Raw genomic sequence first — 16,841 nt, 5'->3', positions numbered from 1 at the left:
TAGATCATAGAGACAAAATAAGAGATTCGGCTGATGGCGGCCGAGTCTCTTTGTAGTTGGGAGATATTCTATTCATGAGGCGCTCCGACGTAAAGCGGCAACGTCTCGTATTCCATAAAGGAGGCATCGACCACGAACGCACGTGTTGCAGGCGCGGTATAATCCTGCTGCGGATCAATAAGACCTGCCTCTACGACGGCTGCCACATACCCTTGAGCCCATTCGGATACTTTGGCATCGGTAATGGTGGTTTGTTGAGGAGAAAGACCGGTCGTGCGCGTTAGAATAACGGCCAATTCCTGGATCGTTACCAGCCCGTCGGGATCGAACCGGCCATTGCCTTTGCCGACCATAACACCTTTGGAGGCCACGGCGCTAATCGTCCTCTTAGAGACCCAATGCCCCTCGAGATCAACGAAATCCGCTTCCGCCTTTGCAGGGGGTTGCAGATCCAATAACCGAGACAGGACGACAGCAAGTTCGGCTCTCGTAATGGACGCATCCAGATGAGCTTCCCCGTCCGGGTAGCCCTTGAATATGCCCGCCTTTTTGAACGCTTCGTACTTCTCCGCGACGGTCAACTTGTCGTTAGCAGCGTACGCCGCGGAGTGACTCCATAATAGAGCTGCGGCCCCCAGCAGGCCCAATGCCTTCTTCATCGCCTAGCCCTCCCCCAAATTCCTATGCAAATTTTACACCATATATTGGAAACGAACGCAGAGGCGGATTTGTTGCAAAAAAATAGCCCGCATCGCTGCGGGCTCCAGTCGTTCTATATTAAAGGGGGGTTGTTGGTTCTTATTATAGGGATGGAATCTTAAATGAACCTGAGAAAGAGATTACATGAGGATTAAGTTTGTACCCTAAGAGGCTAAATGTTCCGTTCCTCATACGCAAAGGGTTCCTCGCACGAATAGATGTCATGGAAAAACCCCATATACGGGATATCGTCTTCCAGGCATTTGATGCAATAAGACAACTCTTCGTCGCACGTCGTCTCTTCACCGTTGCGCCGCATATGCTCAAATGTATCAACGATCCGTTCCATAAGAGTGACTTGGATGAACAAAGGCAATTGATCGATCATCGAAGGAGGGATCCCGGTCTCTGAACGGTATCCCTCGAGGGCCGTCTTAAAATATTCATCCATGAATGTTTGGCGTTTCCCCGCATCGGGTTCAGCAGCGATCCAGCCCACTCCGCTTTTCCAGAGATCCGCCAGGTCATACATATACCAGCCGAAACAGGAATTATCGAAGTCGTAAACCGTTATTTGGCCGGTATCATAATCGATCATATAATTCCCGTCGTTGTAATCCAGATGGATCATGCCGTAAGATTCAGGGGCCGTGTCCAGTCCTTCTAAGGTATGAAGGAGCTCCACCAGCTTCTCCTTAAGCGGCGATAAGGAGTCGGGGATTAGTTGATCGATATATGCGGTATTATATTTATCCGAAAAACGGTACCGGCGATGGACAGGTTGGTATTCTTTCGACAATTGATGCAGCTTCCCCAGGACTTTGCCGCAGTTATAATAATATTCGGTAATAGGGACCCCTTCCCGATACCGGTAATTATGGTCCACCAGCTTCTTGCCTCTGGCTTTTTCGAACAGGCAGACGAAAAAAACGCGATTATGATGCGTGATCTCTTCGACCAGATTCCCTTTGATGGAGTTGACCACATTCGCGACGCTGCCGCCATGCTCGAATAGATACCGGATAAATTCATTCTCGCCCAACAAGTCTTCCCGGCTCCTGTCGGTTAAGAAAGCGATTCGCAGTATTTTGGCAGGAGCGCCTTCTCGCTCGCAGCTGTAGACCAGGTTTCTCCCTCCGGCATGTGCTTCAACCGGCCTGAATTCATAGCCTTCCAACGAATACAACTCGGATGCTAGTGCAAGTAAATAGGCTTCACTGTTGTTGACAACCTCGTTAAAAATAATAGGTTTTCCTCCTTTAAGGGCCAACTGAAAATGTCTCGGTTGCGAGTATCCGAGCTCCAATATACATATCCATAATTTTACAAAGTAAAGAGTGCTTTGACAAAAGAAAGATCAGTTATAACCGATTTGTCCCGGTCTAATAAAGAGCTTACTCGCTAAAAAGCTCCTTATGCTCCTCTGGAATCACGGTAATGCTTTGAATCGCTTGTTCCTTGTTCGGCGTTAAATTAACGAGGAGCATCTCTCCGTTATCCAGCGTGATGACCGTATAACTTCTGAAATCTGCCCTGGATGAATTGATATCCTTCAGCTGCTCGAATAACGCTTTCGTGGCAATACCCTTCTTACCTTCACTAAATAAGGACTGGAACTTCTCATAATCATCGAAGGTCAGAGCATTCTTCAACGAGATAGCCGTATCATTCGGGGAGGTGTCGTTGGAAGCGCAAGCAGCAAGCGCAGTAATTACGAAACTCATTAGAAGTGCAGTAACGATCTTTTTAATTTTGGTCAACTCCTTTTGGGTCTGCTGTCTATAGGCATAAACGTTACAGTTTTTTGACAAAGTTGCGCCGAACCGAGCGGTGAAGAAGCAATCGACCTCTTGTTCCTTCATTTCAAGCGTGTCCACGAAGGGGACGTCAAGCGAGAGTCCGCACGTATGCTGCAAGCTGCACAAGCCTACCAGGTCAGCTCCCAAGGCACCGACGCCGCGAACGAAGCTCGCCGTAGAGCTTTGTCTTGGCGGAATCCCGCATATCGAACTACCTGCAATATTCCGCCAAGACAAAAGCGGGCCAACCGCGAAAGGACAGATCGAAGACGGCCGCGTCCGAGTCTAGCTAGTTACGGGTGTCCAGAGGGCCGTGGCCCTTGGTTCCCCTTGGCGGAGGGGGAAGGGGCGAGGGAAAAGGCTCTATAGTACCAAACTGTAAGATTTTTGTAAACTCTATTCTATCAAACAAAAATCTTATATAATAGGCAAGAATTGAAAAAAATAGAAAATAGGTGATCAACGGATGTCGCAAAATTTGACGGTGCCTGTCAAGCTGTACTGCTTCCCGTTCGCAGGAGCAGGAGCCAGCTTCTATAACGGCTGGAACGATTATTTCGGGGATTCGGTTGAGGTTGTGCCGGTTCAACTGCCCGGGCGGGAGCGGCTCATTGCCGAGGAACCTTACCGGGATCTCCATACGGCGGCAGACGCCTTCGCCTCCATGATCGAGACGGAGAATGGCGCCCATCCCGTCGCTCTTTTCGGACACTGCTTCCTAGGGGCAACGATGGCTTTCGAAGTGGCCAGACGGCTGGAGAGCCGCGGCACCGTAGAACTGGTCCGGTTGTTCATCAGCGCGGCATCTACGCCGCATAGCACGCGCACTTATAAACTTTCCTCCTGCGCAGACGATTGCTTCGTCGAAGAGGTCCAGAACCTCACCGGCTTTACGCACCATGCTTTCGCCATTCCGGAACTCAGAGAACTGCTGCTGCCGGCGCTTCGGGCCGATTTCGAAATGGACGAGACTTACATCCCCGCATCAAGAGATTCCATCCATGCTTCCATCACAGCTATGTATGCCACAGAAGACTCCTTTGTATCGCAAGAAGACGTTGCCCGCTGGCAAGCGTGCACATCCGGCGAATTCGAGCTGTTCGAAGTGAACGGCGAGCATATGTACATCACCCACAACTCCCACCAAGCGAAGACCATCATCCAAGGTACACTTGCAAAACTGTATAAGGAAGGTGCCCTCCACCATGAGTAGGTTACAAGACAAGGTTGTCTTAATTACCGGTGCCGGGCGCGGGATCGGACGGGCATGCGCGCTGCGAGCGGCACAAGAAGGCGCGGATCTCATCCTCACCGACATTGGCGGCGCCAAAGATTTCGTCCCGTACCAGCTGTCGTCCAGCGACCAGCTTGAGGTGACGGCCGAACAATGCAGGGCTTACGGCGCAAGCGTGCTGACGCAGCTGGCGGACGTGGGCAGCATGGACGATGTCACGGCGCTCGTGGAAGCCGGGCTGCAACGGTTTGGCCGCATCGACACACTGGTCAACAATGCCGGCATCGGCGCTCCGGCGGGCAAAGCGACGCATCTGTATACGAGCGAAGAGTGGGAAGTGCTGATGGGCGTTAACCTGTCCGGTCCATGGCGGCTCATTAAGGCGGTAGCGCCGGTCATGATCGAACAGCAGCATGGGAGCATGGTTAATATCGCGTCCACGGCGGGGTTGCTCGGCTATAAGCATTTTGCCGGCTATGTAGCATCCAAGCATGGGGTAGTCGGGTTGACCAAATCCGCGGCGCTGGATTACGCGTCTTACAATATTCGAGTGAATGCCATTTGCCCAGGTCCGGTATATGACGATGAACGGTTGGACGGCCATATGACGAAGGTGGTCGCGGACGCATTAGGCATTCGATTGGGGGATCAGGAATCGATCGATCTGGCATCGGTCGCAATGAATACGGTGGTATCTCCGATGGACGTAGCGGAGGCTATGCTTTGGCTGGCCAGCGACGGGTCGCATCGGGTGACGGGAACGACAGTAACGGTAGATGCCGGTTACGCAGCCAAATAGCACTGGAGGGAATTTATAATCATGCAAGCAAACAACTTCATATCGGCGCTCGAGATGGATCAGGCAGCTGTAACCCAGGTGTTCGTCCGTCGTCTTACCCATGCATCCGTGATCGGAACGATAGATTCGATCCTGCGCGGCGTCAACGGAGACGAAGCGCTGCGGGATGTCATGCATGCTTGGGTGGAGCGCACGGCCTCGAAGGAACAGCACGAGGAGTTCGTTCGCAGGGAGTCGGCGAGATCCATCGGCTGCACGGGACGCATGCGGGTCATTCTGGCGGTGGCAAGCGAAGACGAAGCCGATCTGATCATCGTGGCGAACCGGGAACGCGCGACATTCCAAGATCTGCTGCAGTTGAGCGATTATTTGTCGGAGCGTCGTCCAGACTTCGCGGTCTCGGATGCGGCCAAGCCTAAGTACGGCTCGTATATTCGGCCCAAATGGGGCGTTCCGAACTGGAGCAGCAAGGCCGGATATTCGCAGTCTTACCGCGCGCAGCTGCCTGTGCCGGAAGGCGTATTCGATTCCGCCCGCGTATCGTCGGCGATTGCCTACGCGCTGCTCTTGACGCTGGACCGGTACGGTTCGAAGAACGGCAAGATCCGGATCGAAGCGAACGACCAAGCCGCGAGGACGATCCGGACGGGCTGGCTGGACGATAACAAGCAGCTCCAGTTCAAGGACGAGGGTATTCATGCGGACGGGGCGCACAGTGCGATCGACGCGGGCATTATCATCTCCGATCTCGCTAATCCGAACGATGCCTATACACCTTGCTTGACTGCGCTCTACCCCGTCACCGTGAGTGTTACGACGTATAACGGAACTCTGCATGCCCTGGATGTCGCGGCTAGCGAAAAGATGGTGCAGCCGGCCGTGCTTCAGCAATTCGCCCAGCTGATTCAGTTCTATCTGCAAGCGCAGGCGGAGCGCAGCGATCTGTCGCCGCACCAATGGCTGAATCTGCCGCTGCCTTCCCAAGCAGCGGTCAGCCATACGCCATCGAAGAAGGGCCGTATCGGACAGCCGGACAATCTGGCTCTGCTTGCGCGGCTTGAAGCGGTTGCGGCAGCCTACCCGGGCAAGACGGCCGTATCGGGCGAAGACGGCAGTATCACCTATGCGGAATTCAAGCTGAAAAGCGATACGATCGCTAAGAAGCTGATCGCCTCGGGTCTCCATCCCGGCGACAAAGTGATCGTCTCCTTGGATCAGACGGTCGAGCTTGTGCTGATCATGGCCGCGATCGTGAAGGCCGGCGGCACTTATATTCCGGTCGATCCGAATTATCCGCAGGAGCGGATTACGTTCGTCATGGAGGACTCGCAAGCGACGCATATCATTACTCGTTCGAAGGAGCTGTCCGCCCTGGATGCGCTACGTCGCATCGCGCCGGAGCTGCTGATCGAAGAGGAGCCGGACAAGCTGGACTCCGTCGTTTTGCCGAACATCGTCGCGGACGTGGCGTACATGATCTATACCTCCGGCACGACCGGCCAACCGAAGGGCGTCATGGTGCCGCCACGGAATATTATGTCGTTGATCGAGGCGACCGAGCAGGAATTCAGGCTGACTCATCGCGATGTGTGGACGATGTTCCACTCGGCTTCCTTCGACTTCTCCGTGTGGGAAATGTGGGGCAGCCTGCTGACCGGCGGGCATCTGGTCGTCGTTCCGCGCCAGACGGCCCGTTCGCCGTATGATTTCTACGAGCTGCTCGCCGAGAAACAGGTAACGGTGCTGAATCAGACGCCGTCGGCCTTCTATGCGTTGACGAAGGTAGACCATGAGCAGCGCCAGGCGAAACTGACGTCGATCAGGCTGGTCATCTTCGGCGGCGAAGCGCTCGACACGTACAAGCTGTCGAATTGGCTGGAGCGTTACCCGGTCAGCTGCTGCCGATTGGTCAATATGTATGGCATTACGGAGACGACCGTTCACGTCACTTACCGCAACATCCGTCACCGGGATCCGGAGTTTCTGGCGAAATCGGTCGGCGTTGCGCTGCCGGGCTGGGAAATCTCGATCCGGGACGAGCGAGGCGAGCCTAGTTTCTATGGGATGGAGGGCGAGATCTGGGTCGGCGGAGCCGGTCTGTCGCACGGCTATCACAACCGCGAGGAGCTTACGAGCCAGCGCTTCGTCATCGATCCGAAGGATGGCCGCAGATGGTACCGCAGCGGCGATCTGGGACGCATGAGACCCGACGCAAGCGTCGATTACCTGGGACGGATGGACAGCCAGGTGAAGCTGCGCGGTTTCCGGATCGAGCTGGACGAGATACGCGCCGTTATTCAAAAATTGCCGAATATCCGCAATGTCGCGGTGATGCTGCATGACGGCCAAGACGGCGAATCTTCCCACAAGCAGATCGTGGCGTTCATCGAAAGCGCGGATCGCCTGCACGGGGATAGCGTTCGGGGCGAGCTGAAGAACAAGATGCCGGAATATATGATCCCGGCCCGCATCGTCCGGGTTGGTGAGATTCCGATGACGATCAACGGAAAAGTCGACTACGGCGCCTTGACGCTGAAGCTGAATGAGCCGCAGCAGGAGGAGCGCGCGAGCGATACGGGCAACAGCGCGGACGGTTATCTGTCGCTGTGGAGCAAGGTGCTGGGACATGCGATCGGACCGGATGACAATTTCTTCGAGTCCGGGGGCAACTCGCTGCTGGCTGTCGAGCTCTTGTCCGCCTTGAAGAAGGAAGTCGACAGCGCCCTGACGCTGCGGGATCTATACATCCATTCCTCCCCGAATGCGCTGCAGCAGTTCGTATCCAGCAAATCCATCCGATAGGGAGGCACGTCATGACTTCTAATCTGCCTAAGATAGCCGTCATCCATGGGGAAGGCTCTGCCTCCCCTCTCACGATCAAAGCCGCGACGCTGGGCCTTTGCCAGCCGGTATTCCTCTATGCGGCCGATTGCCCGCAGAAGGATAAGGCTCAGTTGGAACTGCTCAAGAATCATGCCGGCGTGCATAATCTGGCATCGCTCAGCGACCACGAAGCCGTGGCGCTGCTCCGTCAGGAACAAGTCGCGGGGATCGTCACGTTCAGCGAGTACGAGCTGCCTACCGTAACCCGGTATGCCGCTGAGCTTGGGCTGACTGCGCATTCCGGCGAGACGCTCCTTTATTTGACGGACAAATATGCGCAGCGGGAACGGCTGGGCGATTGCGGCGTGCATACCGTGCGCCACGCGATCGTCGACCGGAGCCATCCCGAACGAACCGCAACAAGCGTAGGGTTCCCGTCCGTCCTCAAGCCGCGCGTCGGCGCCGGCAGCCGATGGACGGTGAAGGTGAATACGCTCGACGAGCTGCGGCAAGCGCTATCTGCAAGCCCGGCCGACGGCGAGTATGTGTTGGAGGAATATTTGGCAGGCGATCCGGCTATGCAAGGTCAGTTCTACGGCGATTATGTATCGGTGGAATCGGTTCATCGGCATGGCGTATCGCAGCAGGTGTGCATTACGGCCAAATTGCCGCTCACGGCGCATTTTGCCGAGACGGGCATGTTCGTGCCGCATCCGTTCTCCCCGGAGCTGGCGGAGCGGATTAGCGCGCTCGAATCGCAAGCCATTCAAGCGATGGGCATCGCCGACGGCGTTACGCATACGGAGATCAAGCTTACCGCAGACGGTCCGAAGATCATCGAGGTTAACGGGCGTCTTGGCGGCTATGTGCCCGAGATCGTGAAGCGGGCAATGGGGGTAGATCTCGTTCGGGTCGCCCTGCAGGCTGCCTTGGGACAAGAAGTGAAATTCGCGGCAAGACGCAATGATTCGGTCGTCTATCAGGTGTTCGTGCCGGCGCCGGTTAGCGAGCCCGCATGGCTCGCCGGCATGAACGGCACGGAAGAGGCCGTAGGCTTGGACGGCGTTCTGCATATCGAGATGACCAAGGACAAGGGACAACTGATCGATTACAGGCTGGGCACGCAGAGCAACCTCGGCATCGTGTACGGCGAGGCGCCGGACTGGGAATCCTTCGCGGGCCGGATCCAGGAGATCCGGGCAACGCTCGTTCCGAAACTTACGGTTCCGGGAGGCAACGAAGTCTATGCACGGTAACATAATGGGCATGACGTTGGGCAGCCGTTTCGATGCGATGGCGGCGCAGACTCCGGAGCATACGGCCGTAATCCACGAAGGCACGGCGCTTACTTACCAAGCGCTTCAGCGGCAAGCCGATGCGTTAAGCAGCGCGCTGCTGCAAGCTGGCGTTACGAAGGATAGCCGAATAGGGATGCTGTGCGACCGGAGTGCCGAGTGGGTCGCGGCCATGATCGCGATCGTGAAGCTGGGTGCGGCGTACGTGCCTTTGGCGATGGAAGATCCGCTGCCGCATATCGAACAACTGGCGGCCGATGTTGAAGTGAAGCTGGTACTGACGGACCGGGATGACGTGGAACTGTCGGCCCCAACGTTGAATCTGAAGCGTGCCATCAGAATGGACGCGATCCGTTCCGCAGCGGACAGCCAGCCGGTCACGGACGACTCGCTCGCTTACATCATGTTCACCTCCGGGACGACGGGCAAGCCCAAAGGGGTCGGCGTCACGCAAGGGAACATCCTTAATTTGACCGTAAATGCCGATTATGTCCGGCTGGATGCCGACATCCGCGTGCTGCAGACCGGCGCGCCTACTTTCGATGCGTCTACATTCGAAGTATGGGGAGCGCTGCTGAACGGCGGTACGCTGGTGATTCCGGGCAAGCGCGGACTAACGGATTTTGACTATATAGAGGACATGGTACGTACCTACGGCATTACGACGATGTGGCTGACGGCTCCGCTGTTCCATATTGCCGCAGAGCAGAACCCCTCGATGTTCGAAGGGATCCGCGAGCTGGTCGTCGGCGGGGATGTCGTCAATCAGGCTGCGGTGAACAAGGTGCTGGAGGCTTGCTCGACTATCCGTGTCGTTAACGGCTACGGTCCGACCGAGTGCACCACTTTCTCGACGACCTACCGCATTCCGCACAGCGAGACGCTAGGGCCGATCCCGATCGGCAAACCGATCCGCAATGCGAGCGTCCATATTCTCAATGAGCAAGGGCTTCCCGTCCCGCAAGGCGAGATCGGCGAGCTGTATATCGGCGGCAAAGGGGTAGGGGCCGGCTACATCAATCGTCCGGAGCTTAACGCGGAGCGGTTCGTCGACAATCCATTCGGCGAGGGGAAGCTGTACCGGACCGGGGATCGGGTGAGCCAGGATGCTGCGGGCAATCTTCATTACTACGGGCGCAAGGACAGGCAGGTCAAAATCCGCGGCTATCGGATCGAATTGGCTGCCGTTGAAGCGATGCTCGAGTCGATCGACGAGATCGAGTCGGCTGCGGTATGCGTAGTTACGAACTCGCTCGGCGGGAAGGAGATCGGGGCTTGCGTCACCGTGCGCGGCCAGCGGGAGATCCATGGGGAGGCGATCCGCCAGGCATTCGGCCTCGTTGCGCCTTCCCATGTTATCCTGACGCATCTGAGAGTGGCCGATGCCATGCCGCTCAACAAGAACGGCAAGATCGATTACGGGCGGATTCTATCGTTCTTCGAACGGGAACAGCCGGCTTCGGAGAAGGAGAATGGTGTGCCCGAAGTGCCCGAAGCGTCCGAGGCATCCTCCGAGACGGATGAAGCACGCATGATGGAGCTGATCAGCAGCCGTACGGGATTCCCCGTTACGGACCTGACGACATCCTTCTTCGAGCTAGGCATCGATTCCCTGATGGCCGTTTATTTGGCGCGCGACATGACGAACGCTTTTGGCACGAAAGTGAGCGCGGTCGATATTCTCGCCCACGCGACGCTGCTCGACTTGATGGTATTCCTCGGCAAAGGAAGCGCGGCCGCACAGCCGGCAGCATCCGGCATCGACGGCGGCGCTCGCAGAAGCGAAGCCAAGCAGCTGCCGCTGCTCGAGCAGCAGAAGCCGTTCTTCGTCGACTACCAAGTGAATCCGCACTCGATCCGATACAATGTGCCGCTGCTGATCGAGTTGGCAGCCGAGGTATCCGTTCCTCGGTTGATGGACGCGCTGCGGCAGCTCGTCGCCAGGCATGACGGGCTCAGGCTGCAATTCTCGATGGCGGGCACGGAGATGATGCAGACCCTAATCGACGGGCCGGTCTATACGATTGCTCGCGTGGAAGGCCGGCCTGACCTGCAGCAGCTGATTCGGCCATTCGATCTGACGGGCGGCCTGCCGTTCCGTTTTGCTCTGATTGAAAGCGCGGACAGCGCATGGTTGTTCATGGATTTCCATCATATCGCGGTAGATGGCGCTTCGTTAGCCGTCATCGTTCAGGACTTGAATCGTCTGTACGGCGGACTTCCGCTCGCGGAGCCTGACCACAACTTCGCGGCCATCGTGGAGCAAGCGCACGAGGCCTTCGATAGCAATCGCGAATCGAGCAAGGCGTATTGGCAGACGCGTCTGCGGCAATACGGCGGGATGGAGGAGCTGCCGACCGATAAGCGGCCAGGAAGCGGGAATACGCACAAAAGCGAGGTGTTCCGTTTCCGGATCGGCGAGGGGCGAACGTCGGCGCTGCGCGCATGGGCAGCTGCACATCAGATGACCGTATTCGAAGGGCTGATGCTTGGCTACGCCTGCATGTTGCATGCGGTCACCGCAAGTCCGGAGGTGGTATTCGCCACGCCGACCCGCGATTATTCGATCGCTGCCGACGAGCCGACCGTCGCAATGCTGACCCATACGTTATGGGTCCATTCCGAGGCCAAACAAGAGCAGCCTCTCGCGGAATTCAGCCACGCGTTCGTGCAGCACCTACGGGAATCGCGGAAGTATGAGCATGTGCAGTTGGATGAGATGTACGAGCTGCTGCGCATGAACACGCCGGAAGCGCGCGGGGCGGTAACCGACTCGCTCATCGCCTACCATAGCGTGAAGGAGATGCAGACGGAACTTTTCGGCCGGCCGTTACAGCTGAAGCCGATCAGTCCGGACGAGGGGATGTTCTCCTTGAATTTGCAAATCTATGACGGCGCGGATCATCTGGCATGCGAGTGGGAATACGTAACCGGCTTATTCGAGCCCGATACGATCGCAAGTCTCTGCGATATGTTCGCCTTCATGCTGGAACGACTCGAGCAGCAGCATCCGCAAGACCGAAGCGTGCAGGATCTGGCAGCGGCCTATGTTCGCCTGCAGCTGGCGTAGCGCAAATTCAGGGAACGGAGAATGAGGATGAAACCGAGAAGAACGATGGGTCAAAAGAAAATAGTGGCGGCCTCCATGCCGGAAGCGGCCGCGTTCTGGGGCCAAGAGCTGAGCGGCGCGATTCCGTCCGCCTATCCAACCGATTTCTACCGGACGATGGAGCCCGGTGCTGCTCCGCAATATGCCGAGGCTTCGGCCAAGCTGGATGCCGGCTTGCTGGACAAGTTGTCGGCCGCTTTCGGCACGAATGTGCAAGACCGCGGCGAGGCGCTCGCTTCTGCCGTGCTGGCGCTCGTGTATGTCGCTTACAACGGAGTCGCGCAAGACTTGACGGTCCAATATGCCGCCGAGTCCGAGACCGGGAGCTTCCAGCTGCCGCTGCGCCTGAATCTGGCGGACGAGAGCACCTTCGCAGCCGTGCTGCATGGCGTGCGGGAATACATCGGCAGGGCGCACGCGCACAAGAATTACCCGACGGATCTCATCATGCCCCAGCATCACATCGTGATCGACGTCGCGCCGCTTCGCGAGGAAGCATCTCGCAGGACCGCAATGGAGGCGACGCTTACCTTCGAGTTTGCCGTCAATCCAGGCAGCGGGGATGTGAAACTGACGGTCATCGGTGACGCTTCGCGTTATCTCGAAGCATCCGTTCAACAGCTTGCGGACAAAGTATGCCTGCTGATCGAGCGTTGCGCTGAAGCGCCGCAGGCGAATCTGCTGCAGTTGGAGTTGCGTTCGGCCTATGACCAGGATCTCAGCCGCGCATTGAATGCGACTTCGTATCCGTTCTCGGATCAGATGTCGCTCGTGGACCTGTTCGAGCGGACATTCCAAGCGCAGGGGGCGGACTTGGCTATTCGTAGCCGCGAAGGCGATCTTACCTATAAGGAGCTCGACCGCAAATCGAAGCAGATTGCTTCCCATCTCCTTGCGTCCGGCGATCAAGGCGGTGAGCCGGTCGTTGGCATTATGGTCGACCGTTCCCCGGATTTCCTGATCGGCGTGCTGGGCATCATGCGGGCAGGCAAAGCCTATGTGCCACTCGATCCCAAGGCGCCCGAAGAGCGGAATCACCGCATCCTAAGCCAGAGCGGGGCAGCGATCGTGCTCTGCGCCGAGCGGTATAGGGACAAACTTCCGGCGTCGGTCGCTTGCTATGCCATCGAGTCGATCGATGGGACGGCTGCTCTCGAGCAACTGCCTGCCGTTGCGCCGGAAGCGCTGGCTTACGTTATTTTCACGTCCGGCTCGACAGGTCTGCCGAAGGGCGTCTGCGTCAATCACCGGAGCGCGGTCAACCGTCTGGAGTGGATGCAGCGACGCTTCCCGCTGCAGCAGGATGACGTCATCCTGCACAAGACGCCGTCGACGTTCGACGTATCGGTCTGGGAACTGTTCTGGTGGCAGATTGCAGGCTGCCAAGCGGCGCTGCTGCCTCCCGGCGAGGAAGCCAATCCCGAGGTCATCATCGAGACGATCGAGCGCAATTCGGTGACGACGATGCATTTTGTTCCCTCGATGCTGAACGCCTTCCTGGACTATGTCGAGCTCACGGGCAGCGCGGGCCGGCTGCAATCGCTGAGCCGCGTATTCTGCAGCGGCGAGGCGCTCAGTCCCCATCACGTCGAGAAGTTCTATAAGCTGCTCGGCAACGTATCGCTCATCAATCTGTACGGGCCAACGGAGGCGACCGTGGATGTGACGTGCCATATCGCCCGCAAAGGCGACAATCCGGTTCCGATCGGAGAGCCGATCGATAATATCCGGCTGTACATCGTCGATGACCGCGGCCAGGAGCGTCCGACAGGCATGGTGGGCGAACTGTGCATTGCCGGCGTAGGTGTGGCCAACGGATACATCAACGATCCTTCCCGAACGGCGGAACGTTTCGTGGCGATGCCTTCGCTCGGCGAAGCGGTCGTCTACAAGACCGGCGACCTGGCAAGAGTGCGGCACGATAAGACGATCGAATATTTGGGCCGCAATGACCGGCAGGTGAAGGTGCGCGGCTTCCGGATCGAGCTCGGCGAGATCGAACATGCGCTGACGAGCCAATCGTACCTTAACGATGCGGTCGTGCTCAGCCATGGCGAATCGGACGGCATGTATCATTTGTATGCCTATGTCATTGCGGCAGATAAGACGGTTACGTACAAGCAAATCGTGTCCGACCTGGCGCTTATCGTTCCTTCGTATATGATCCCCGACAACGTGTACCTTATCGAGCGGATGCCGCTTACCCCGAACGGCAAGGTGGACCGGAACGCGCTGTTGTCGCTTCGCGAGCTGGAGGCGCGACCGGAGAAAGTGCTGCCGGTTACACCGGAGGAGCAGCGGATGGCACGGATTTGGGAGCAGGTGCTGGGCCTCGATGAGGTCGGCGTGACGGACAACTTCTTCGCGCTCGGCGGCAATTCGATCAACTTCGTCTCCGTCCTGGCGCTGGCAAGCGAGAAGGGGATGAAGATCTCCTATCAGCAGCTGTTCAAGCACCCGACCATCCGCGAGCTGCTCAATCCGGACGGCGAAATCGTCAGCGACGAGGCGCTGCTGGATCAGATCGACGCCTTCGCGCTCATCTCCGAGGAGGATCGCAGCCGCGTTCCGGAGGGCATCGAGGATGCCTATCCGATGTCGATGCTGCAGGCCGGCCTTGTCTACCAGAGCATCGTCATGCAGGGAGACAACAACTACCACGATATCGTGTCGTACACGATTGCCGGCGCGATCGACGTCGACGTGTTCCGCGAAGCGGTCCGCAGACTCGTGACGGAGCAGCCGATCTTCCGCACCAGCTACAATCTGCGGGACTTCTCGCAGTACATGCAGCTTGTCCACCGCGAGCTCGACAAGTTGCCGCTGAACGTCCATGACCTGCGCGGTCTGAAGACGCAAGAGGAGCAGGATCAATGGTACGAGGAGTGGTTCTGGAAGGAGCAGCACCGTCCGTTCGAGTGGGAAACGCCGGGCCTGGTCCAGCTGCACATCCACATCTTGCGGGACGATTCGTACCGGTACAGCATCAGCCAGCATAATTCCGGCTTGGACGGCTGGAGCATGAATAAGGTGCACACGTACTTGTTCCAGACGTATTTTGACCTCATTAGCGCCACGAACGAGCGCACCGTCACGATCAGCGGCAACGACCATAACCGGAACTTCATCTATCTGGAGCAGCGGGCGATCAAGTCCGAGCAGCATCGCAAGTTCTGGGCGGATCTGCTTCAGGATGCGCCGGACGGCGTCATTCCGCGGTCCAGACAGCCGAAGCCAAAGCAGGGCAACGAGGTTGTTTTCCATGACGTCGCACTGCCGGAAGGGCTATCCGCGAGCCTCGTTAAGCTGGCCAATGAGCTGAAGGTGCCGGTGAAGGATGTGCTGCTGGCGTCCCACATCAAGTTCCTATCCTTGCTGAACGACAGCCCCGACGTGTTCATCGGCTACGAGATCGGCGGGCGTCCTGAACGTGCGGGCGCGGAGGATGCGCTGGGCGTCTTCTTGAATACGATGCCGTTCCGGGTGAAGCTGAACGAGCAGCATTCGTGGCGCGAGATGATTCGCAGCGTGTATGACGTGGAGGCCCAAGTGCTGCCGTTCCGCCGTTACCCGATGGCGAAGGTGATGCAGGATCAAGGCACGATCGGCATGCTGTTCGAGACGGTCTTTAACTTCACGCACTTCTATTCCCTGAAAGCGATTCGGGACCTGCCGGGCTTCGATCGCATCGACGTCCGAGCGGCGGCCATTACCGAATTCCCGCTGCGGATCGAATACTCCCGTCACTTCTACGACGATCAGGTCGAACTCAGCCTGCATTACCATACGGCGGCGTTCGATGAAGCGGATATGCGGAATTTCGGCCATATCTTCGTCCGGATTCTCGAAGCGATGGTGGAGCGGACGGATGAGCGGCACCATGATCTGGCTGTGGGCGATCATCTGGAACGGTATACGATTGTTCCGGCCGCGGAAGTTCAGCAGGGAGAAGGGCAGCATCAGCAGAAGGAAGAAACCGCGGAGTCGATCGAGCAAGCCGGGTATGCGGAAGCGGTCGAACGGGTGCGATCGGTCTGGTCGAGCGTGCTCGGCATTCCGGCAGACGACCTGAAGCTGCAGGACGATTTCTTCCTGATCGGGGGCAATTCGCTGTCCGCGATGAAGGTATCCTTATTGATGGAAAAGCAGTTGTCGCTCAAGACGATCATGCAAAAATCGGTGCTGCACGAGCTGGCCTCCGCTTTGCTGACGAACGGCGCGAAGCCGGTCGAATCGACGAATGTGCTTCAGTGCTTAAGCAAATCGGCGACTGCGGCGCAAACAATCGTCTTCATTCCGTATGCGGGCGGCAATGCGCTCAGCTTCATGCCGGTGGCCAAAGCGTTCGAGGCAATCGATGCCGATGTGTCCGTATACGCCGTTGAGCTGCCGGGCCACGACCCGAATGCCGCAGCGGGATCCTTGAAGGATTTCGCCGCCGTGGCGAAGCTAATCGTCGATGAGATCGAGCTTAAGCTTGGTAATTCGGAGTTCGTGATCTGGGGCCATTGCGTCGGTACCGCCCTTGCCTATGAGGTCACGCGGCAGCTCGAAGCTCGTTCCCGTGCGCCGAAGAAGCTGTTCCTGGCCGCGAAGGTGCTTGCGCAGCCGGGTGAGATCGAAGAGACCATCGAGAACGCGAAACGCCTTGTGTTCGGCGATATCGCCAAGTTCCACGCCGAATGGAGCGGGACGAACGAGCTGTCGACGCTCGGGGAGACGTATGAACGCCACCTGGTCAACATCTTCCGTCATGATTCCATCGAGTCCAACCAATACCTGCTCTCGCTCTGGAATCAGTCCGGCGCAGCAGCCTTGCAGACGCCGACGGTCGCCGTTGTGACCAAGGACGATCCTGCGACGCAGACCTATGCGAGCGAATGGTCCGCTTGGTCGCGCTTCGCGCCGGAGCTGAAGCTGCAGACGTTCGAGTTGGGCGGACACTACTTCTTCCGTACGATTCAGCGTGAGATTGCCGGCTACCTGCTGGGCGAGATGGACAGCAAGCGCCAAGCCATACCATCGCATTAATCGGTTCGTTTCCCGAATGCCGCAGCCTCCTTATTCCCGATTCGCGCCAGAT

The 16,841-nt window shown here is 57.6% G+C and carries 9 protein-coding genes; 6 read left to right on the top strand and 3 right to left on the bottom strand.

The genetic code is table 11. The features are described 5' to 3' along the window. Positions 1–68: 68 nt before the first annotated feature. The 3 genes from FHS18_RS21260 to FHS18_RS21250 form a co-directional block, all read right to left on the bottom strand. Positions 69–659: an S-layer homology domain-containing protein gene (locus FHS18_RS21260; RefSeq protein ID WP_183602362.1), complete on the bottom strand. Its 591-nt coding sequence runs from the start codon at positions 657–659 to the stop codon at positions 69–71. A gap of 212 nt (positions 660–871) precedes the next feature. Beyond that, a complete protein-coding gene (locus FHS18_RS21255; protein WP_409348564.1) occupies positions 872–1,945 on the bottom strand; it encodes a phosphotransferase enzyme family protein in 1,074 nt (357 codons plus the stop codon). A 148-nt stretch (positions 1,946–2,093) separates the two neighbouring features. Next, complete coding sequence (locus FHS18_RS21250; RefSeq protein ID WP_183602358.1) at positions 2,094–2,561, bottom strand: hypothetical protein; 468 nt, start codon at positions 2,559–2,561, stop codon at positions 2,094–2,096. A 403-nt stretch (positions 2,562–2,964) separates the two neighbouring features. On the opposite strand from FHS18_RS21250, the gene FHS18_RS21245 reads away from it, so the two are divergent. The 6 genes from FHS18_RS21245 to FHS18_RS21220 are packed head-to-tail and all read left to right on the top strand — an operon-like array spanning position 2,965 to position 16,789. Continuing rightward, complete coding sequence (locus tag FHS18_RS21245; RefSeq protein ID WP_183602356.1) at positions 2,965–3,711, top strand: thioesterase II family protein; 747 nt, start codon at positions 2,965–2,967, stop codon at positions 3,709–3,711. After that, positions 3,704–4,531 (top strand): SDR family oxidoreductase, encoded by an 828-nt coding sequence (locus tag FHS18_RS21240; protein WP_183602354.1) that lies wholly within the window; start codon positions 3,704–3,706, stop codon positions 4,529–4,531. Before FHS18_RS21245 ends, FHS18_RS21240 begins: the two co-directional genes overlap by 8 nt. A gap of 21 nt (positions 4,532–4,552) precedes the next feature. Next, positions 4,553–7,333, top strand: a complete 2,781-nt coding sequence (locus FHS18_RS21235) for a non-ribosomal peptide synthetase (RefSeq protein WP_183602352.1) — start codon at positions 4,553–4,555, stop codon at positions 7,331–7,333. An 11-nt stretch (positions 7,334–7,344) separates the two neighbouring features. Then, the gene (locus FHS18_RS21230) at positions 7,345–8,610 is read left to right on the top strand and encodes an ATP-grasp domain-containing protein (RefSeq protein ID WP_183602350.1); all 1,266 of its coding nucleotides are present in this window, start codon (positions 7,345–7,347) and stop codon (positions 8,608–8,610) included. Next, positions 8,600–11,719 (top strand): non-ribosomal peptide synthetase, encoded by a 3,120-nt coding sequence (locus tag FHS18_RS21225; protein WP_183602349.1) that lies wholly within the window; start codon positions 8,600–8,602, stop codon positions 11,717–11,719. The genes FHS18_RS21230 and FHS18_RS21225 overlap by 11 nt, the downstream gene beginning before the upstream one ends. A 27-nt stretch (positions 11,720–11,746) precedes the next feature. Further along, positions 11,747–16,789 carry a non-ribosomal peptide synthetase gene (locus tag FHS18_RS21220; RefSeq protein WP_183602347.1) on the top strand — a complete coding sequence of 1,681 codons (5,043 nt, stop codon included), beginning with the start codon at positions 11,747–11,749 and terminating at the stop codon, positions 16,787–16,789. The last annotated feature ends 52 nt before the right edge of the window (positions 16,790–16,841 follow it).

The sequence above is a fragment of the Paenibacillus phyllosphaerae genome (assembly GCF_014192105.1).
In the GTDB taxonomy this organism is placed as follows: domain Bacteria; phylum Bacillota; class Bacilli; order Paenibacillales; family Paenibacillaceae; genus Paenibacillus_Z; species Paenibacillus_Z phyllosphaerae.
Note: the sequence above shows the minus strand (reverse complement) of the source record. Positions and strands in the feature narration are given on the sequence as shown.